Raw genomic sequence first — 21,579 nt, 5'->3', positions numbered from 1 at the left:
CATCAACTATGGAATACTTACCAAATATTATTTTTGCAGTTATCCTAATATTAGGAATAGGCTACTTTGCTTCAAACGTTAAAAAACTTATTAGAAATATTAAACTAGGTCATAAAGTTGATGCTAGCGATAATAAATCGCAACGTTGGAAAAATGTAGCTTACATTGCTTTAGGTCAAAGTAAAATTGTTAAACGCCCAATTTCAGGTCTTCTTCATGTTATTGTGTATGTTGGATTCGTTATTATTAATATAGAAGTGGTAGAGATTCTTATTGATGGTCTTTTTGGGACGCATCGTATTGGACAAGAAATTTTACCAGCTGGTTTATATGGTTTCTTAATTGGTTCATTTGAGATATTAGCAGTTTTAGTTTTAATTTCAGTAACGGTATTTTGGCTAAGAAGAAATGTAATTAAAATCAAACGTTTCTTGAGTTCAGAAATGAAAGGTTGGCCAAAAAGTGATGGTAATATTATCCTTTATTTTGAAGTCGTATTAATGTGTTTATTCTTAGTAATGAATGCTACAGATGGTTCTTTTCAAGGAGCTAATTCGGGGAATGTAATTTCGCAATTTATAGCGCCATGGTTTCATGGGGCTTCAGCGGAAACACTTCATACTATTGAAAGAGTAGCTTGGTGGTTACATATTGTAGGTATACTAATTTTCTTAAATTATTTATACTTCTCAAAGCATTTACATATTCTTTTAGCGTTTCCAAATGTGTATTTTGGAAAAGTTGTACCTAAAGGGCAATTCAATAATCTTGAAGCGGTTACAGCCGAAGTTAAATTAATGATGGATCCTGATGCTGATCCGTACGCAGCACCTCCTGAAACTTTAGAAGATGAGGTGCCAGCAAAGTTTGGCGCAAGTGATGTTATGGATTTAAGTCAAGTTCAATTACTTAATGCATATACCTGTACAGAATGTGGACGCTGTACTAGTGAATGTCCAGCAAATCTTACAGGTAAGAAATTATCTCCTCGTAAAATTATGATGGATACGAGAGATCGATTAGAGGAAGTTGGTAAGAATATAGATGCCAACAATGGGGTGTTTAAAGATGATGGCAAACAACTTTTAGGAGATTACATTACAAATGAAGAACTTTGGGCTTGTACGACGTGTAATGCGTGTGTAGAAGCTTGTCCTGTAAGTATTGATCCATTATCTATTATTATAGAAATGCGTCGCTATTTAGTAATGGAACAAAGTGCTGCACCAATGGAATTGAATACCATGATGACTAATATAGAAAATAACGGTGCACCTTGGCCTTACAACCAAATGGATCGTTTGAATTGGAAAGACGAAAATTAAAAATAGTTTAAAGGTTAAAATAGAAAGGTTTAATACAATTTATGATTGCTAACACTTTTTTTAAGTAAAACCCAAAAACGATTAAATTTAATAGAATGAGCGAGCAACTTAATGTGCCAACTATGGCAGAAATGATGGCAGAAGGCAAGCAACCAGAAATTTTATTTTGGGTCGGTTCTGCTGGAAGTTACGATGATAGAGCAAAGAAAATAACAAGAGCTTTCGTGAAAATTCTAAATAAAGCAAACGTAAATTTTGCTGTATTAGGAACTGAAGAAAGTAATACTGGTGATGTTGCAAAACGTGCTGGTAATGAGTTCTTGTTTCAAATGCAAGCCGTTATGAATATTGAAGTACTCAATGCTTATGAAATAAAACGAATAGTCACTTGTGATCCGCATTCTTTTAATTGTCTTAAAAATGAATATCCAGGTTTAGGTGGGAATTACGATGTTATTCACCACACACAATATATAAAAGAACTAATGAGTTCTGGCCGCTTAACTCTAGAAGGGAACACTTATAAAGGTAAACGAATTACGTTTCATGACCCTTGCTATTTAGGAAGAGGAAATGGTGTTTATGATGCGCCAAGAGATGTGCTTAGAAAAACGAATGCGACCTTAGTGGAAATGAAACGCCACAAAGGAACAGCCTTGTGTTGTGGAGCAGGAGGTGCGCAAATGTTTAAAGATGCAGAACCAGGAAATAAGGAAATTAATATTCTTAGAACTGAAGATGCTTTAGAAACCCAACCAGAAATTATTGCTACAGGTTGTCCGTATTGTAATACGATGATGACCGATGGAGTAAAGTTTAAAGAAAAAGAAGCTGAAATTTCGGTAATGGACATTGCAGAATTAATTGCGAATGCATAAGACAGCAAGATTGTGGGAAACAATATTGAAAAACTACCGTTAAAAAAGAGGGTTATTTCAGGTATTGGCACTGGTTTGTTATATGCTTCATTAATGGCAGGTTTAGATTATTTTACAGACCAACCATTTTCTTTGCTAAAGTTTCTATTTAATGCTTTCTTTTTTGGACTTGTAATGAGTTATGCCTTTAGGTATAAAATCACAAAAAAGAAAGATTAATAATATGTTTAAACAATGAACTTCACAAATCTTCAAATTCAAACAGAGCAATTACCTAAAGTTGAGGATGTCGTTTTAAAACCCATTTCAAAATCATACCTAAAGATTATTCTGCTAAATAAATTAGCTCTTTATACAGGGGTAATAGGATTAGTAATTGGTTTAAAATATATTATTGAGAAAAAAGAAGAGGTTCAACTTAATTTATGGTACATGCTATCTGCTGTAGTGGTGTTCTGTATTTTTAATTTCATAGTTAGTTTATTAGCATTTAAAAAACGAAAATACGCTATGCGAGAGCAAGATGTTGTTTACGCAAAAGGTTTAATTATTCATTCTATAACGACTGTTCCAATAACTAGAATTCAACACGTAGAAGAAACTAGAAGTTGGTTGGCTAGAGCTTTTGGTTTAGCTACGCTTAAAATATTTACCGCAGGGGAAGCTGGTAGTGATTTAAGTATTAAAGGACTACCACACCTTGAAGCCAAGCAGATTAAGGACATAATTAGCGACAAGGTTAATGGAAACAACTGATTTTTCGCAACCGATAAGGCAATCGTCTAAAGGTATCATTATCATATTCGCATTTAATACGTTTAATTTTTTTAAAAAGTTTTTCGTGCTTTTCGTGGCCTTTGGTGTTTCATTAATGAGACAAAAAACGTTTGTAGGAATAACACCAACCATGATGCTTTTGGGGGTAATGGTGGTTCTTATTATGATGTTGGTTATTGCAATCCTGAAATATCTCAATTTTAAGTTTTACCTCAGTAAAGACGATTTTCATTTAGCCACAGGAATTATTAATAAGGATAATACGATAATTCCCAAGTCTAAAATTCAAAATGTATATATCAAACAGAATTTCCTTCAACAGATCATTAATGTGGTTTCAGTTAAGATAGAAACTGCAGGAGATAAAAAATCTGAAATTGAAATTAGTGCTTTAGATAAACCTACGGCTTTATTATTAAAGAAAAAATTATTCACTAAAGCTTCAATTGAAAACGCTCCAATAGAACAACAGGAAGATGACGAAGTGTTCTTTAAAGTTACAACAAAACGGTTATTGTTAGAAGGTTTATCTCAAAACCATTTTAAGAGCTTTCTGTTGATATTCTCTTTTACGTTTGGGCTTTATAGTGAATTCAAAGATTTTTTAGAAGCATTAGAATTAGAAAAATATATAGATGATTTTGTAAAATTAGACCAAAACACCATCTTAAACCTCATTATCACTAATGCCATTATCGTAATTGTTGTTGTGTTAATCTCATTTTTGTTTTCTGTAGTAAAGACTTTTATCATTAATTTTAATTTAGAGGTTGTTGAGCATCAAAAAACGATTGAAATTAACAAGGGGCTGTTTAATAAAGTGTCGTTAAGTTTAACTCCGAGTCGGATTCAGAATTTAGTCATTACAACTAATCGGATTAAGCAGTATTTTGGATTGCATACTTTATCCGTAAAACAAGCCATGGTAAATGTTAAGCAGCAAAAAAACTTTAATATAGTAGCTTTAGAAAAAGAGCAGTTACATTATTTAGTAAATAAACTTTTAGGGAATTATAGTGCAGAAGGAGGTGAGAGAGCTAAGCCAAGACCTTATTTTATAAGGATTTCAATTTTAGAAATGCTACTTTTTGGAGTTATGATTAATGCGGTTTCTTGCGCTGTATTTGGCATACAAATGTTATGGATTAATGCCGTATTTATTCCTTTTGCGGCCTTGTACGTGTATTTTGCTTATAAAAAAGCATATTACAGAATTTCGGAAAATTTTATAACTATTGGAAGTGGTGTGATTGATACCACAACAAATATTCTCGAAATTCATAAAATTCAAAGTATAAAAATCAAACAGACCATTTTTCAACAACCACGAGCTATTGCTTCATTGGTTATTTCAACAGCATCAAAATCGGTTACTATCCCTTATATTTCAAAATCAGAGGCTTTATCTATTTATAATTTCTTGTTATATAAGGTCGAATCTCAGGATAGAGATTGGATGTAAAATTGTACTTTTGTATTCAGAAATAAGAGAAATTTATGCTAGTCGATTTTAATACCTTACCAGAAGAATCTAGAGTTTGGATTTACCAAGCTAATCGGTCGTTTACAGACGAAGAACTAGAGCAACTTAAAACACAATTAGATACCTTTATTGAGGCTTGGACAGCTCACGGAAAAGATTTAAAAGCAGGTTATAAATTAGTTTATAAGCGATTTATTGTCATTGCTATGGATCAAAGTTTAAATAGTGCAACAGGTTGTTCTATCGATGCATCGGTTAATTTTATTCAACAATTAGAAAAACAATATAATGTTGATTTAATGGATAAAATGAATGTGTCTTACAAGCAAGGTGACTATATTGCTTATAAACCATTAATTGACTTCAAAAAAATGGCGCAACAAAAAGCAGTTTCTAAAAACACCATTGTTTTTAATAATCTTGTAACCAATATTGCAGAATTTAATGAAAATTGGGAGGTCCCTGCAAGTGAAAGCTGGCATAGTAGATTTATTAAATAGAAGGCTTAGCGTTACGAATTACATAGACTTTATTAGGTATTATTATAGAATTCTCAGTCTAAATAATTTTTATATATCAAATAGAATCTTGATTTTTACAACTATTAAAGTATAAATCAGTAATTGTGGCGACAGACATATTTCTATTAAATATTTCAGGACAAGATAAACCAGGTTTAACTTCTAGTTTAACAAGTGTATTAGCGGAGTATGACGCTAAAGTTTTAGACATTGGTCAAGCTAATATTCATGATACGCTGTCTTTAGGGATTATGTTTGAAATTAAATCAGGTAAAAAGTCAGCGGCAGTACTTAAAGATTTGCTGTTTAAAGCCTATGAACTTGGTATTAAAGCTAAATTCAAGCCCATTTCGCTTCAAGATTATGAAGATTGGGTTAGCTTACAAGGTAAAGATCGCTATATCATTACTATAGTCGGCAAAAAACTAGCCGCTGTACAAATATCTGAAGTTACTAAGGTTATCTCCGAAAAGAATCTGAATATCGATTCTATAAAACGTCTTACCGGTAGAACATCTTTAGTTAAAAAAGAAGAATACCCAAGAGCATCCATTCAGCTATCCATTAGAGGGAAAATAGGAGATAAGACAGATTTTACTCAGAAATTCATGGAAATTTCAAGAGAATTAGATGTCGATATCGCGTTTCAAGAAGATAATATTTTTAGACGAAATAGACGTTTGGTTTGTTTTGATATGGATTCAACACTAATTCAAACTGAAGTCATCGATGAACTGGCAGAATTAGCAGGAGTAGGGGACGAGGTAAAAGCTATTACAGAATCTGCGATGCAAGGCGAAATAGATTTTAACGAAAGCTTTAAAAGACGAATGAAACTTTTAGAAGGTTTAAGTGATACTGTTTTACAAGAAGTTGCCGAACGTTTACCAATTACAAAAGGAGCTAAACGTTTAATAGACACATTACATTATTACGGTTTTAAAACTGCTATATTATCAGGAGGTTTTACTTATTTTGGACATTATCTTCAGAAAAAATTAGATATTGATTATGTATTTGCTAATCAGCTCGAAATTAAAGATGGAGTTTTAACAGGAGGTTATATTGGTGATATAGTTGATGGTAATAAAAAAGCAGAATACCTTCAGAAATTAGCAGACGAAATGGAAATTGATATTAGTCAAACCATTGCTATTGGTGATGGCGCCAACGATTTACAAATGCTTAATTTAGCCGGATTAGGAATAGCATTTCATGCAAAACCTAAGGTAAAAGACAATGCTCAAAGCTCTATTTCTAGTATTGGATTAGATGGTGTTTTATATCTATTAGGTTATCATGATAGACAAATTGATTTACTCGCTTAATTTTTTAACAAAATATAGACAGCACACAGTTTATAAAAGTATCTTAAAGTCTTTTTACTTCCTCCTAAAAATGCTAATTTGGCACAATATTCGTTATCTCTTCAAGTAATAACCTTATAAACGATAAAAGATTGCTAATGCGTTACCTTGCCCTCATTCTAATTTATAGTTGTTTTCAATTTAGCTGTGCTCAAAATTGGGCTGAAAACCCACTTCAATCTAAAGATCCTATTTTACAACAAAAATGGGTAGATAGTCTATACAATTCAATGTCAATAGAAGAACGTATAGGTCAACTGTTTATGGTTCAGGTCTTTTCAAATAAAGGGAAAGCTCACGAAAATAGTATCGCAAAATTAATTACAAATCAACATATTGGTGGTTTAATCTATTCTAACGGTGGACCAGTGCGTCAGGCAAAATTAAATAACGAGTTGCAAGCAGCTTCTAAGATTCCTCTTTTAATAGGAATGGATGCAGAATGGGGGTTAAGTATGCGTTTAGATTCTACTTATGCTTTTCCTTGGAATATGACACTTGGAGCTATTACAGATAATAAACTTGTTGAACAAGTCGGAAGACAAATAGGAGAACATTGTAAACGTTTAGGAGTGCATTTTAATTTTGCACCAGCTGTTGATATTAATACCAATCCCAAAAATCCTATAATAGGAAATCGCTCTTTTGGTGAAGATAGAGATAATGTTACCGAAAAAGGCTTAGCGTTTATGAAAGGCATGCAAAGTGCAGGAACATTAGCAAATGCGAAACATTTTCCTGGGCATGGAGATACAGAGGAGGATTCTCATTTAAAATTACCAACTATTAATTTTAGTGCTAAACGTATCGATTCTATAGAGTTGTATCCATATAGAAAGCTAATTAAAGAAGGCTTGGCTAGTGTTATGGTAGCACATTTAAATGTCCCTAGTTTAGAGTCACGGAGAGATTTTCCGTCGTCGTTGTCTAAACACATCGTTACTGATATTTTAAAAGATAGCTTAGGGTTTAACGGTTTAATTTTTACTGATGCCTTAACCATGAAAGGTGCCGCTGATTATGTTGAAAAAGGTGTAGATGGTACGAGGACTAAAAGCTTAATTAAAGGAGGAGAGATAGATTTAATGGCGTTTTTAGCAGGAAACGACGTGATGTTAATGTCTGAAGATCCAGAAAAAGGTATTGCAAAATTTGTTGAAGCTTTTAATAATGGTACGATTACTGAAGAACGCTTAGCACATTCTGTTAAGAAAATATTAATGGCTAAATACAAAGTAGGTTTAAATAACTACTCACCTATAGGTATCTATGATTTAGAGCAAGATTTAAACCGACTTAAAGATGATGTACTCTATGAAGAACTCATGGAAAATGCTATTACTGTCGTAAAAAACACCAATGAATTATTGCCGCTTCGTGATCTAGAAACTAAGAAAATAGCTTATGTATCGCTAGGGGATGATAAGGGCTCTGCTTTTTTAGATGAGTTAAAGAAATATACTAAAGTTCACGAGATTAAAGCAGATAAGCTTGATGAAGTTATTTCTAAACTTCAGAATTATAATACGGTTGTTGTAGGCTTTCATAAATCAAATGCTAATCCATGGAAAAGCTTTAAATTTTCACAGAAAGAAATGGCGTGGTTGTATGAAATTTCTAGAACAAATACCGTTGTTTTAGACGTCTTTGCCCGACCTTATGCCTTAAACGACTTACTGTCTGTTGAAAATATTGAGGGGATTGTAATGAGTTATCAGAACAGTGAAATTGCTCAAAAAAAATCAGCACAACTGATTTTTGGGGCTATTCCAGCTAAGGGTAAATTACCAGTGAGTGTAGGACCTTCATTCGCCGTCGGAACAGGTGAAGTTTATAATTCTTTATTGAATTTAAGTTACGGTTTACCAGAACGCGTTGGTATGGATTCTAAATTGTTGAGCCGAATTGATTCTGTAGCAAATTATGCTGTAAACGGAAAAATGACACCTGGAATTCAGTTGATTGTAGCTCGTAAGGGTAAAGTGATTTATAATAAGAATTTTGGATATCACACGTATGCTAAAAAGGAAAAAGTGAAATTTAATGATCTTTATGATGTGGCATCATTAACAAAAATATTAGCAACGCTTCCTGTTCTAATGGAGTTGGAAGAGCAGGGCTCATTGTCTTTAGATGATAAGTTGAGTAAGCTAATGCCAGAATACAAGACCACGAATAAGAAAAACATTACCCTAAAAAAGATGTTATCGCATTATGCACGATTAAAACCTTGGATACCATTTTATTATGCCACCTTAGATTCTATAACTAAAAAGCCAGATCCAAAATATTATCGTAAAACACGGACTAAAGGTTTTACTGTAGAGGTAACCAATACACTCTTTATGCGTAATGATTACAAGGATTCCATTCAGAAAATTATTAGAGATAGTGATTTATTATCGAGTTTAAGGTATCGTTATAGCGATTTGCCTTATTATATTCTTAAAAAGTATCTCGAAGATTTCTATGACAAGCCATTAAATGAAATTACTGAAGATCGTTTTTATAAATCTTTAGGTGCGAATTACACCACCTATAATCCGCGAAATAAGTTTAGCTTAAAAGATATTGTTCCAACAGAGATAGATGATTATTATCGTTTTAAAAAAGTACATGGTTACGTCCACGATATGGGAGCAGCTATGCAAAACGGTGTGGGAGGCCATGCAGGTATTTTTAGTAATGCTAATGATGTTGCTAAAATTATGCAGATGTATTTGCAAAAAGGATTTTATGGTGGAAAACGCTACCTGAAAAGTGAAACTATAGATAAATTTAATTATTGCTATTACTGTGACAATGATAACAGACGAGGTATAGGGTTTGATAAACCGCAGTTGGGTGAAGCTGGTCCAACTTGTGGATGTTTATCTATGACGAGTTTTGGGCATTCTGGTTTTACAGGGACTTATGCTTGGGCAGATCCTGAAGAAGAAATTGTATATGTCTTTCTGGCAAATAGAACCTATCCAGAAGCCGGTAAAAATCTTTTGTTGCGGGAGAACATTAGAACGGAAATACAACGCCTCATCTACGAAGCAATAATTGAGTAAAATAAGTAAGTAAAGTTGTAAGGGTTTTACAAAACTTGAGACTTTATTAGCGATTAACTTAAAACTTTTACATGAAAATAGGAATAGTTTGCTACCCAACATTTGGCGGCAGTGGAGTCGTGGCTACGGAATTAGGCTTGGAGCTTTCTAAACGCGGTCATGAGATACATTTTATCACTTATAAACAACCTGTGCGTTTAGAATTGTTGAGTAATAATGTTCATTTTCATGAAGTCCATGTTCCTGAGTATCCTTTATTTCATTATCAGCCTTATGAATTAGCCTTATCTAGTAAATTAGTAGATATGGTGAAGCTTCATGGGATTCAACTGTTACATGTACATTATGCCATTCCTCATGCATATGCGGCTTATATGGCGCAACAAATGCTTAAGGATGAGGGAATTTTTGTCCCTATTGTAACAACTTTGCATGGTACTGATATAACTTTGGTCGGAAGTCATCCATTTTATAAACCCGCAGTAACTTTTAGTATCAATAAATCTAATGCAGTAACGTCTGTATCGGAAAGTTTAAAAAACGATACAATGCGATTGTTTGATATTAAGAAAGAAATTTATGTTGTTCCTAATTTTATAGATTTAGAAAAACATCAGCATAGTTATACCGATTGCCAACGTGGTATGATGGCAGAAGAAGAGGAGCGTATTATAACGCATATTAGTAACTTTAGGGAGGTCAAACGTATTCCTGATGTGATTAAGATTTTTTATAAAATTCAGAAAGAATTGCCTGCAAAATTAATGATGGTGGGTGAGGGACCAGAGAAAGAAACGGCAGAGTATTTAGTTGAAGAGTTAGGAATTAAAGACAAGGTTATTTTCTTTGGAAACAGTAATGAAATTGATCGTATTTTATGTTTTAGTGACTTGTTCTTATTACCATCTCAAACCGAAAGTTTTGGTTTAGTTGCCCTTGAAGCTATGGCGAGTAGTGTTCCTGTGATTTCTACTAATACAGGTGGACTATCTGAGGTTAATGAAGATGGATTTTCGGGATATTTAAGTGATGTCAATGCTATTAAAGATATGTCTGAAAATGCATTGAAAATCTTATCCGATATCGATACGTTAAATCAGTTTAAGGCAAACGCTAAAGTTCAATCTCAAAAGTTCGACTTACATAATATAGTACCTATGTATGAAAAAATATATGAGGAAACATTAAAAGCGTTCTTAGCAAATAACGAGATATAAGACATTTATTTTTCTTTTAAAATTTAGAGCTAAAACTTTACATAAAAAAAGGCTTCCAAATTGGAAGCCTTTTTTTATGGTTCAACCTGCGCTAGCTATTGTTTACCACATTTCACTAACTTCTTGTTTAATATATGCTAAAGCAGCATTACTTGGTGCCGGTTTATCCATTAAATCTGTTAAAATGACTTCTCTAAGTTTGTTGGCTGTATCTGTAGATTCCTGCATTGCAGCTTTTCTTATCAATTGAATAGTCGCATTTTTTGCAGCTAATGTAATAGACCAACATTGATCACTGACGTAGATTTGTTGGGTTAAGTTATGCTCTAATTCTTGTTCTATTGTGGCAATAAGTAAACTCTCGTAATCACTTTTATTTGAAGATGTTGGATTGACCCTTGTTAATAGTTTGGCAGGGGCTATACGTTCTAAGAAAAGTGTCATACGTTCATAAGCTTGTAAGCGCAATGGGAAGCTTTCTTTTTGTAAATCCTTCTGCAATAAAAAATGTCTTCTGCTATTTTCATTTTGTAGGTGTTGCTGAAAGAAATAGTAGGCAATTGCTCCAACTATAGCAGCAGGTGCAATGCTAAAAAGTAACTCGATAATCTTATCAATATCCATGGCGTAAATTTTAGTTACAAACTTAAAACCTTTCATTCTATTGTACAAACAAAACAGGTAATTGAATGAACCCTGTGTTTAATTGGATGAAATTGCCTTTAGAGTTGATGGTAGGGCGTATTCTATAGAGAACAAGTTAATTTGCAAGAGCTATATTTTAGGGAATAAGGGCTTTTATTATATGTAGTGCATAAAACGATTTAATATGGGGATGATACATATGTTGTGTGTTGTTCTTATATTATATCGTTTATTTTGAGTTCACATTTATAATGTAGTTGCTAAATTGTATCATGCGTTATAAAACTATTGTTTTTGTATAAATAGTTAAAACAGCTTGATAAAATACATGTTTTATAAATGTTTTCAGAATTAAACATTGTGGTATTTCAAGTTGAATAAAGCATGAAATTAACGAAACAATAATTTAGTAGATGTATCCAGAACTATTCAAATTCACTTTATCAGATTTTTTGGCAAGCCTACTAAATGTAGAGCAAGTTACGGTATATACCTATGCGACCTTAATTGTATTAGGGACGCTTATTGCTGCGCTATATACTAAGTGGAGTGCAAAACGAGAATTGGGAATTCAGAACTTACCTAATGCCTTTTTCTATGCCATCTTTATTGCTGGTTTTGTTGGAGGAAAGTTGTTTTTCTATTTGCAAGACCCCATGCTGTACATTCAAAATCCAAATTTATTATTAAATAATTTTTCTGGAGGTTTTGTCTTTTATGGATCATTTGTAGTTATTATTCCTTATATCATTTGGTTTTTAAAAAAGCATAATATTCCAGTTTTACCAATGCTAGATATTTTTGCGATAACCACAACAATTGTACACGCTATAGGACGTTTTGGTTGTTTTACTGCAGGTTGCTGTTATGGTTCTCCAACAGAAAGTAGTTTTGGTTTAGTGTTTCCTACAACCCATAATGTATCGGTTCATCCTACGCAGTTATATGAAGTAACAATGTTGGTGACCATTATGTGTCTGTTATTTAGAATTAAAAAAATCCAACAATTTAAAGGACAATTATTTCTAATCTATTTGATGCTTTATGCTTTTGGTAGAGGGATTTTAGAACTTTTTAGAGGAGATGATAGAGGTTTTATTATAGAAAATATACTATCGCATTCACAGTTTATTGCACTTTGTCTTATTGCCATAGCGGCTTATTTCTATTATCGATTTTTCAAGCAAATTAATTTAAGAACAACTAATATTTAAGATTATGAAAACACATATGTTAAAAACATTTCTGCCAATGCTGTTATTAATAATAGCTGTATTCATTATTGGTTCGGGCTGTATAGGTGAGCCACAAGACTACTCATATCATTGGTATCCCGATTTAGACCAAGATGGTTTTGGTGATAATTCCGTAGATCCAACTGTTCAACACGATCAACCATTAAATTATATTAAAGAAAATCATTCAGACTGTGATGATACTGATCCAGGAATAAATCCTGATTCCATTGACATTCCTGATAATACTATCGACGAAAATTGTAATGGATTATTTGCGATAACGTTTTATAAAGATTCAGATAATGATGGTTTTGGTAACTCTATTTCTGGTTCTGTTTTCGAAATAGAATTAGGAGCTGATGCTCCAAACGGTATGGTTTATAATAATGCCGATTGTGATGATTCTAATGATATGATTAATCCATTAGCAGACGAAATTGTAGGCAATGATATAGATGATAACTGTAACGGGGAGATCGATATTGATGATATTAGATATCTTGACGAAGATAATGACGGCTATGGCTCAAGTGAACAATCTCCTGCAGATGGTGTGTTTAATAGTTTAGACTGTGATGACACTAATCCTCTTATTCATCCTTATGCCAAGGAAATTAAAGAGAATGGAATTGATGATGATTGCGACGGTATGGTAGATGAAATAGTCTAAAAAAATAAATTTTAAAAAAATAAGAATTAGAGGGTAACAATTTGTCGATTGACTTGATATAACCTCGAACGTCAGTTTTCAAAGTGTTAACTGAATTATAAAAAACTAAAATATAAGAATTATGAAATCAATTTTAAAAACAATTTTATTACTAGCAATTACACTTACTTTATTTAACTGTGATAATGACGATGATAATGCACCAAACATAAGTGTTTGTAGTTATGAAGGACTTACAGCAGAATTACAAGGGGTCTTAACTTTAATACCAGCATCAGACTTGGTTACGGATTATTTTCCAAATAATGACGGACCAGGTGTAGGAGCATATGAAGTGAATCAAATTAGTAATATGGGAGGTACGTTCGTTGTAACAAGAGCTGTTACCGAAGGTGCTGTAGATTCAAATCCAGAAATTAGAATCAATGATACAAATTATTCTGGTGTTGTGACTTGCCAAAGAGCAGGAAGTGCTGTAGGTGATGAAATTCGATTAGATATTGTACTGGCGTCAGGAGAAGAAGTAGAGTTATGTATTGTTATTGATGATGTAAATCCATAAAAATTAGATTATGAAATTAGGAATAAACATCTTACTAATATTAGTTGTTGCTCTTACTTTTTTTAATTGCGATAATAATGACGATGCTACATCAACAGCATCAACAGATGGATTCACAATAAATTCAACGTTTCACGAAACCGTAAATGCATACATCACTATAGATCAATCAGACAGCAATGCTGATGGTTATCCAGATCATTATAATTTTATGTTTACTGATGGGAGAATCACAGATTCTTTTGGTGATGTTGGTCTTGGTTATGCGTATGCCTATTCGGTTAATACCACTTCAAAATTGGCTTTAATAAAAGTATCCGTAGATGATAATGCAAGTTTGTCTGCGGGTTTAATTTCTACAGGTAATACGTATATCGGTTCTAGTTTAAGTACAGGTATGCCTAATTACTCAGCAGATTCTTTAATCGCTTATGACGGAGTTGTTTCTCCATCATTTGGAACAGAAAATGGAATTGATTATGGTCATCTTCCTGAAACAAGTGGAGTTTGGTATTACATAGGAACTATGGAGCCGACGGTGATCATAAATGCGATAAATATTGATACTAATGTTCCGGCAAATAGTACAATCGATGTGGATTATACGTTTTTAGCTTCAGATGGCACTTCTATTACAGGGCATTATGAAGGCACTTTAGGAATAATACTAGACTAGATATGAGAGTAATAATTTTTACCTTATTAATGATAACGCTATTCACATCGTGTGATAATGACGATGATAACGCTATAGAAACCTGCACTAATCATGGGCTGTTTTATACACTAGATACTGATGCAGAGGTCTATTTGCCTCAGGGTGGTTTTAGTACATCAACGACTGTTTACACAGAGTCAGCTGTTGGTACTGGAGATAATGTAATGGTGCATGAGTTAGAAAACAACTATATATTTCAAAGTTCTGCACTCGATGTCAACCAAACATCACTATTTAATTCAGATATTTCTTCCTCAGAAGCAAGTCATTTATTTATTAATGGGGTTTTATCTAATCCACAAAGCGTTAATATAACATTCACCTGTTTAGTTAATGAAGCTGTTGTTGGTGGAACCATACGTTATTCGTTTGTAGGGACATTTACCTCAAATATGAATATACAACACACAATAGAGGGAGAGGTTTGTGTAATAATTGAAACAATAAATTAAAAAATATGAATATATTTAAAAGATTAAGCGTGGTTGCGATGTTGTGTTTGGGACTTGTGTCATGTAATAATGATGATACAAATGCTACCAATATTTCGGAATGTAATTATGAAGGGTTTTCGTATTACGATTCTAATAATCAAGATCAACTTATTTTACCAGAATCGGAGTTAAGTACACAATATTTCCCCAATGCTAGTAATGGACCTTATGGTGCACCAGGAATAGAAATAGCTTCTTTTTCTAGCTCACCTACTATATTTTTTACAACTAATGTATTAGAAGAAAATGAAATAGGTATAGGTCGATTTTATCTCAATGGAGAAGTTGAACCGCAAATGGTAACGGTGACGTGTCAGCGAACAGGAACAGCAATAGGAGACGAGATGCGATATGATGTTAGCTACGGCAGTATTGAAGTCGAATTTTGTGTAATAATAGATGAAGTTTTATAAATACGAATATGACGAAATTATTAATAAAGTCAATAGGACTTATTGTTTTAGTGTTTTGCACATTTAGTTGTAGTAATGATGATGACGGCTCAACGACTACCGGAAATACAGATGAGTATTTTAAATATACCATTGATGGAGTAGAACGTATTTTTGATTATGACATTGAGGCTCATTTAGAAACCGATAGTTCTACACTAATTGATAAGTATGAAATTAATGCTTCAGGACAGCAACCAAGTGGTGATTTAAGACATATTTCAGCGGTATTTACCTTTGATAGTACGGGCGCATTTTTGCCAAACATTATCTATAATTGGGGAGTTATGCAAAACGTTAATTCTTCTGAAGGGTTTTATTTTGCAGAAAACACGTTGAGTCATCTTTTTATGCTGTCTCCAGATTTTACTATACATCAAATTTCAGCAACAGTAACTTCTGCAATTCCAACGAGTATAGGTGACTATATAGAATTTGAGTTTTCTGGGACTTTTACAGATGATAGTAACGTTACACACAATATTTCTGGTGTTTGCAGAGTAAAAAGAGACGCAGATCAAAATTATTAATACAATAAACCTTTACTTTGTAAATATCATTAATCAATTTTATTGAAACATAATAAACTCCATATCACCATTTATTTCCTTCTGATATGGAGTTTTTCGTTTGCACAACAATATACCAATTACGCGACAAAAGACGGTTTACCAAGTAATCACGTCTATACCATTATGCAAGATGCCAAAGGCTTTATGTGGTTTTTAACCGATAAAGGCATGGTGCGATATAATGGCAAAACATTTAAAACCTTTACAACAAAACAAGGCTTACCTAATAATGATGTATGGGATGCTTTCCCTACTCCAGATGGTAAAATTTGGTACCTATCTAAGTCAACTCATTTAGGATATATAGAGAATGATACTGTCTTGTCATTTCCTAATGAAAATGAAGAAGAAACAATTAACCCTATTTATTCGGTTCAGCTAAATAATAAGGTATATCCTGCAGGACCAAAAAAGATTTATGCCTTAAAGGATAATGTTTGGGTGAATTTTGAAAATGTAGTAGAAAACAAAATTCGTGAAGATTACACCACTATTTTTAACGATAAAGTTGCGTATTTTGGTTTAAAATTAGAAGATGAAAGCCTAAACATTTATGATAAACAGAATCACATTTTAAGTAAAAGTTCAACTAAAGGGATTATTAATCAAAACAGTTCTCGAGGTCAGATAAGTGATAGCTTATATTTTTGGGTTTCAGAAAAATCTTATAGTATTTTAAACCTAAACACATTCACTTTAAATAGTTTTAATTATGGAGATGAAATTGGCATTGAAACAATAAAATACCCTAGAATTAACTTAGTTGGAAATTCGATTCAAATTTCTGGGGATCGTTTTGTTGGTACATTTAATAAAGATTTTCATATTATAAATCCTTTTTTCTTTCCGCCAGAGTTAAATGCACATTTTGGTTTTATAGATCAACAGAATACGATATGGTTAGCGACGTTTACTAATGGAGTTTATAAACTACCTTATATAAAGCAAAACATAGCCTACCACTTTAATAATGAAAAGGTTCAAAACTTAAATCTTGTAAATAATGAATTGTTCGCCAGTGTTTACAATAAGGGATTCTATAAATTTAATGCCTCGGACAAAACCTTCATTCCTTATTTAACTTCAGATGATTACAATTTTGGTAGTGTTTATATTGAACGTCTTAAACGTACTTACTTTTTAAAACAATCTGGTATTGTTTCTGAAGGAGATGGAAAACGAGAAGTCATAAACTTTAATGGTAATGTAAAACCATCACTTCATATTAACTCTTTTGTAAAGAAACTCACCTTTTTTAAGTCCAATTTATATGGGATTTATTCTTTTGGAATTTTTAAAATAGATGCTCAAACCTTCAATATAGAGAAAGACATCGTCTTAAAAGGATCTAATGATTTTTTAGTTTTTAATTCACGATTAATCATAGCCACTAATAATGGTTTAAAAGAATTAGAAAACGATTCTATAAAAAAGGTAAATTTTAAAGAAGCTATTTTTAATAAATCGGTACTTAGTATTAAAGCCATTTCTGAGGACGAGATTTTAATCAATACGGATGGTTTTGGTAGTTATATTTCAAATTTAAATACAATTAAACCTCTAGAGAATTCCGAATTTTTAATTGTTCAGGATGCTTTTATACAAGAAAAAGCGATTTGGTTAGCAACTAATTCAGGTGTGTTACATTATACCAAAATTGACAATGAATATAAGTTAATTAGAACGTATAATAGTAATGATGGTTTGCCAAATAATAACGTTAATACTGTTGCCGTAGTCAATGAAGACTTAATTGTTGGTACAAATAATGGACTGGGCGTTGTACCAATTCGTCAGACAAGGAACGACTTAATAATTGATATGTTTATTACCAAAGCAACCTATAATAAGCAATCTTTTTCCGATAGCCATGGTGCATTTAATTATGAACATAATAATACTGTAAATTTTAAGTTTGAAAGTATTGATTATTCTGAAGATAAGCTAAAAAACGGTGATTATTTATATAAGTTAGAACCACTGCAAACCAATTGGGTCCAAACCACAATTAACTCCGTAAATTATAATAATCTTCAACCAGGACGCTATGTTTTTAAAGTTTATAATAAGTCAATTTCGAAACAAGTAAGTTTCAAAATAAAGGCTTTATGGTGGCAAACCTTTTGGTTTAAATTAATAGCGGTTATAATAGGTGTTTTTCTTGTGGGTTTAATATCACGATTCATTGTTAAAAAATCTGAATTTAAAAAGAATCAAAAGATTTTTGAAGATAAGCGTCTAATTGAATTACAGCTAAAAGCCTTACGCTCTCAGATGAACCCACACTTTGTGTTTAATTCCTTGGCGGCAATTCAATATTATATCAATGAAAATGATTTTGAAGCATCGGAAATGTATTTGGTTAAATTTTCAAAATTAATCAGGCAATTTTTTGAGCTTTCAAAAGAAAACGAAATCTCATTAGCGGCAGAAATGAGCTTACTTCAAAGTTATTTAGAAATAGAAAAGTTGCGTTTTAGAGAAAAACTAAGTTTCAATATTAATGTTGATGACAATCTGTATATTGAAAAAATGAAGGTGCCTACAATGATATTACAACCCATTATTGAAAATGCTATAAATCATGGTTTATTTAATAAAGAAGACAACGGAACTGTAACTGTTAATTTTATAAAAGGCGAAGGCGAGGTGGTTATCGTAGAAATTATTGATGATGGAGTTGGGTTTGTAAATACGAATAAAGGGCAAAGTGATGGAGTGAAATCGTCAAGTGTTTTAAAAGACCGACTTCATTTTTTGAATAATTCTAAAAAATGGAACATTTCGTATTCAGAACAGGAGTTATATCCAGAGCAATATGAAAAAGGGAATAAATCAATTTTTATAATACAAAAACTATGATAGAAAACGTAACCGCTATCATCGTTGATGATGAAATATCTAATATAAAAGGCTTGCAGAAAAAGGTCGAGAATTTATTTCCAAATATTACCATTATTGGGAGTTATCAAAAACCAGAAGCCGCCATTGAGGCCATAAAAGAATTGAGACCGCAATTGGTGTTTTTAGATATACAAATGCCTAGAATTAATGGTTTTGAACTTTTAAAGGCTGTTGAGGTTATCGATTTTCAGGTCATATTTGTAACGGCTTATAGTGAATATGCGATTAAAGCATTTAAGCAAAATGCGGTAGATTATATTCTAAAGCCTATAGATGATTCAGAACTCAAGTTGGCTGTGCAAAAAGCTATTAGCGCTATAGTGTCTTTAGATAAAATGGAGCTAAATTCTAAGCTATTAAAATTAATTTCGGCCACTGTAACCGACAATAATAAACTAATTGTACCAACGGTTAAGGGCTTATCATTTATACCTCAAGATGAAGTTTTACATATTGAAGGTTATGACGGTTACACTAAAATCCACTTAGATGATAATTCTACCTTAATGAGCTCTTACAACTTAGGTAAGTTTGAAAAAGTCGTTTCCTCAAACTTTTTTAAATGTCATAAATCGCATATTGTCAATATTAATAAAGTGAGGCATTTTGAAAATGAAGGCTATTTAGTTTTAGAGAATAAACAACGTGTTCCAATTTCTCGAGCGAATAGAAAAGCCTTTTTAGAGATATTTAGTTAATTAGGACTCTAAATGGTTTAGAAGTTCAATCTGGTCTCAGTGTAGTGAAATTAAAGTATAAATAAAAACTTCAATAAATAGGGTAACAAAACTAGGCTTGTTTTTATATAAGGGTGATTTGATAATAAGATATCAACATTTTTAAATTAAAACAATATGAAAACAAGACAAACAATTTCTAAAATTTCGCTAGCATTAATTCTAGTGTTTAGTGTTTTATTCACATCCTGTGAAAAAGAGGAGGGTATTGATGACATATCTTCAGGTAACGACAATAATGAAATGAGCGTTATAAATCAAGGCGCGAGTATTCAAAGAGATTTTATGGGGAAAATAGTTGATGAGTCATCGATGCCTTTAAGTAACGTAAGTGTCGCTATTGGAAACAAAGTAGCTTTTACCGATGCTAATGGTGTTTTTATGATATACAATGCATCCGTTAAAGAAAAACAAGCTTATATAACAGCTGAAAAAGATGGTTTTATTAGAGGTTTAAAATCTGTAGTACCTACAGAGGGTATCAGTAATGTTCGTCTTATGTTAGTTGCTAAAAACTTAACAGGAACTGTTTCCTCAGGAATCGAAAGTGAAGTCTCTTTAAGTAATGGAGCTAAAGTAAAATTTGATGGTGCTTTTAAAGATGAAGAAGGAAACGCTTATTCGGGTAGTGTTGATGTGTATTTGTATCATTTAGATCCAGCGCATGCTAATGTATTCGATGTAATGCCAGGAAATTTACAAGCCATTAATAATAACGGTGAGGAACAATTGTTAGAAACTTATGGGATGTTAAACGTGGAGTTAATAGGAGAGTCTGGCCAGAAATTAAATATTGCAGACGGTCATGTTGCAGAAATACATATGCCACTAGATCCAGCACAAAGTGGAGTCGCACCTTCAACAATACCATTATGGCATTTTGATGAGGAGAATGGTTATTGGATAGAAGACGGAGAGGCAGATTTAATTGGTGGTGTATATATTGGAGAAGTATCACATTTTTCATGGTGGAATTGTGATGCGCCTTTCCCAACGGTGACATTATGTTTAAATATTGTAGATGATACAAACACACCAATCGTTAACGTGAAGGTTGAATTATTGAGAACAGGTGAAACCTATGCAAAACCAGGTTACTCTAATGCAAATGGTGAAATCTGTGGTTTAATACCAGCAAACGAAATCTTAACACTTACGGCTTTTGATCAGTGTGGTACAACAGTATTTTCTAATACAATAGGGCCTTTTTCTAGCAATACGAATTATGGCAATATTGCTTTACCTAGTGTGGTCACAGAAGTTGTATCAGGGAACTTAGTTGATTGTTCAAATTCAAATGTTACAGATGGTTATGTGAACTTGTCTTATGGAAGTCAAGAAGGAGCTGTCGCTGTTAATAATGGTGATTTTGCTATTAATATTATTAAATGTGCTTCATTAAATACGTTTTCTTTAGAAGGTTTTGATTATGATGCTTTACAATCAACAACGGTTTTACCATTTAATTTAATCACTCCTAATGTAGGGAGTATAGTGGCTTGTAATAATGTTTCGGAGTATATCTCTGTTCAAACAGATAATAATCCAGTAAATTACCATTTAAGTAATATCCATGCCTATCAAGAAGGCCCAATAGGTGGTATGTTCGTAGTCTCAAGTCAATCTGAAGAAGGGTCTTTTTCAGTAGGAGGAAATACAACAACATTAGGAACTTACACCACTTCAGACTTTTGGATACAATCGTCTTATTTAGATATTGATCCTAATGCCCCAGATACGCTGCAATTTACATTGTCTAATTTTGGTGCTGTAGGAGGTTATATAGACATTACTGTTACAGGGACATATACTGACAATGGTGGTGTTGTAAAAACCTTAGCTGTTTCTATTCACGTGCTAATTGATAGTTAATAGAGAAAATTATAAAAAAGTAAAAAAGCCATTTCATATTTTGAAGTGGCTTTTTTTTGAGTTAATATAAAATTGGTATTGGTTAATCGTT

General features: G+C 32.5%; 20 protein-coding genes. 19 read left to right on the top strand and 1 reads right to left on the bottom strand.

All coding sequences use genetic code 11. The features are described 5' to 3' along the window. The first annotated feature begins 8 nt into the window (after positions 1-8). The 9 genes from ACXGSQ_RS14395 (at position 9) to bshA (ending at position 10,624) form a co-directional block, all read left to right on the top strand. On the top strand, positions 9-1,325 hold the full coding sequence (locus ACXGSQ_RS14395; RefSeq protein ID WP_458626847.1) for a 4Fe-4S dicluster domain-containing protein: 1,317 nt from the start codon (positions 9-11) through the stop codon (positions 1,323-1,325). 95 nt (positions 1,326-1,420) lie between these two features. Further along, positions 1,421-2,203 carry a (Fe-S)-binding protein gene (locus tag ACXGSQ_RS14390; protein WP_458626846.1) on the top strand — a complete coding sequence of 261 codons (783 nt, stop codon included), beginning with the start codon at positions 1,421-1,423 and terminating at the stop codon, positions 2,201-2,203. Positions 2,204-2,215: 12 nt separating this feature from the next. Further along, positions 2,216-2,422 (top strand): hypothetical protein, encoded by a 207-nt coding sequence (locus ACXGSQ_RS14385; RefSeq protein WP_215925855.1) that lies wholly within the window; start codon positions 2,216-2,218, stop codon positions 2,420-2,422. 15 nt (positions 2,423-2,437) lie between these two features. Next, positions 2,438-2,959 carry a PH domain-containing protein gene (locus ACXGSQ_RS14380; protein WP_458626845.1) on the top strand — a complete coding sequence of 174 codons (522 nt, stop codon included), beginning with the start codon at positions 2,438-2,440 and terminating at the stop codon, positions 2,957-2,959. Further along, positions 2,946-4,442 (top strand): PH domain-containing protein, encoded by a 1,497-nt coding sequence (locus tag ACXGSQ_RS14375; protein ID WP_458626844.1) that lies wholly within the window; start codon positions 2,946-2,948, stop codon positions 4,440-4,442. The genes ACXGSQ_RS14380 and ACXGSQ_RS14375 overlap by 14 nt, the downstream gene beginning before the upstream one ends. A 35-nt stretch (positions 4,443-4,477) precedes the next feature. Next, the gene (locus ACXGSQ_RS14370; protein WP_458626843.1) at positions 4,478-4,963 is read left to right on the top strand and encodes an ABC transporter ATPase; all 486 of its coding nucleotides are present in this window, start codon (positions 4,478-4,480) and stop codon (positions 4,961-4,963) included. 125 nt (positions 4,964-5,088) lie between these two features. Next, positions 5,089-6,312 carry a phosphoserine phosphatase SerB gene (gene serB / locus ACXGSQ_RS14365; protein ID WP_458626842.1) on the top strand — a complete coding sequence of 408 codons (1,224 nt, stop codon included), beginning with the start codon at positions 5,089-5,091 and terminating at the stop codon, positions 6,310-6,312. 137 nt (positions 6,313-6,449) lie between these two features. Next, positions 6,450-9,407, top strand: coding sequence for a glycoside hydrolase family 3 N-terminal domain-containing protein (locus ACXGSQ_RS14360; RefSeq protein WP_458626841.1), 2,958 nt, complete (start codon positions 6,450-6,452; stop codon positions 9,405-9,407). A gap of 71 nt (positions 9,408-9,478) precedes the next feature. Next, positions 9,479-10,624, top strand: coding sequence for an N-acetyl-alpha-D-glucosaminyl L-malate synthase BshA (gene bshA / locus ACXGSQ_RS14355; protein ID WP_458626840.1), 1,146 nt, complete (start codon positions 9,479-9,481; stop codon positions 10,622-10,624). A gap of 102 nt (positions 10,625-10,726) precedes the next feature. Here the strand turns inward: bshA and ACXGSQ_RS14350 are convergent, their stop codons facing one another. Further along, on the bottom strand, positions 10,727-11,248 hold the full coding sequence (locus tag ACXGSQ_RS14350; RefSeq protein ID WP_458629367.1) for a DUF7935 family protein: 522 nt from the start codon (positions 11,246-11,248) through the stop codon (positions 10,727-10,729). A 434-nt stretch (positions 11,249-11,682) separates the two neighbouring features. On the opposite strand from ACXGSQ_RS14350, the gene ACXGSQ_RS14345 reads away from it, so the two are divergent. The 10 genes from ACXGSQ_RS14345 to ACXGSQ_RS14300 all read left to right on the top strand — a co-directional run bounded on the left by ACXGSQ_RS14345 (position 11,683) and on the right by ACXGSQ_RS14300 (position 21,488). Further along, positions 11,683-12,483 (top strand): prolipoprotein diacylglyceryl transferase, encoded by an 801-nt coding sequence (locus tag ACXGSQ_RS14345; RefSeq protein ID WP_458626839.1) that lies wholly within the window; start codon positions 11,683-11,685, stop codon positions 12,481-12,483. A 4-nt stretch (positions 12,484-12,487) separates the two neighbouring features. Continuing rightward, positions 12,488-13,177, top strand: coding sequence for a putative metal-binding motif-containing protein (locus ACXGSQ_RS14340; RefSeq protein ID WP_458626838.1), 690 nt, complete (start codon positions 12,488-12,490; stop codon positions 13,175-13,177). Positions 13,178-13,298: 121 nt separating this feature from the next. Then, positions 13,299-13,739, top strand: a complete 441-nt coding sequence (locus tag ACXGSQ_RS14335; protein ID WP_458626837.1) for a hypothetical protein — start codon at positions 13,299-13,301, stop codon at positions 13,737-13,739. 10 nt (positions 13,740-13,749) lie between these two features. Continuing rightward, a complete protein-coding gene (locus ACXGSQ_RS14330) occupies positions 13,750-14,415 on the top strand; it encodes a hypothetical protein (protein ID WP_458626836.1) in 666 nt (221 codons plus the stop codon). A 2-nt stretch (positions 14,416-14,417) separates the two neighbouring features. Then, positions 14,418-14,909, top strand: coding sequence for a hypothetical protein (locus tag ACXGSQ_RS14325; protein WP_458626835.1), 492 nt, complete (start codon positions 14,418-14,420; stop codon positions 14,907-14,909). Positions 14,910-14,914: 5 nt separating this feature from the next. After that, positions 14,915-15,364 carry a hypothetical protein gene (locus ACXGSQ_RS14320; protein ID WP_458626834.1) on the top strand — a complete coding sequence of 150 codons (450 nt, stop codon included), beginning with the start codon at positions 14,915-14,917 and terminating at the stop codon, positions 15,362-15,364. An 8-nt stretch (positions 15,365-15,372) separates the two neighbouring features. Beyond that, the gene (locus tag ACXGSQ_RS14315; protein ID WP_458626833.1) at positions 15,373-15,933 is read left to right on the top strand and encodes a hypothetical protein; all 561 of its coding nucleotides are present in this window, start codon (positions 15,373-15,375) and stop codon (positions 15,931-15,933) included. Positions 15,934-15,975: 42 nt separating this feature from the next. Continuing rightward, the gene (locus ACXGSQ_RS14310; protein WP_458626832.1) at positions 15,976-18,837 is read left to right on the top strand and encodes a sensor histidine kinase; all 2,862 of its coding nucleotides are present in this window, start codon (positions 15,976-15,978) and stop codon (positions 18,835-18,837) included. Next, positions 18,834-19,577, top strand: coding sequence for a LytR/AlgR family response regulator transcription factor (locus ACXGSQ_RS14305; protein ID WP_458626831.1), 744 nt, complete (start codon positions 18,834-18,836; stop codon positions 19,575-19,577). The genes ACXGSQ_RS14310 and ACXGSQ_RS14305 overlap by 4 nt, the downstream gene beginning before the upstream one ends. 156 nt (positions 19,578-19,733) lie before the next feature. Then, a complete protein-coding gene (locus ACXGSQ_RS14300) occupies positions 19,734-21,488 on the top strand; it encodes a hypothetical protein (protein WP_458626830.1) in 1,755 nt (584 codons plus the stop codon). Positions 21,489-21,579: the final 91 nt, after the last annotated feature.

The sequence above is a fragment of the Winogradskyella sp. PC D3.3 genome, assembly GCF_054366245.1.
Note: the sequence above shows the minus strand (reverse complement) of the source record. Positions and strands in the feature narration are given on the sequence as shown.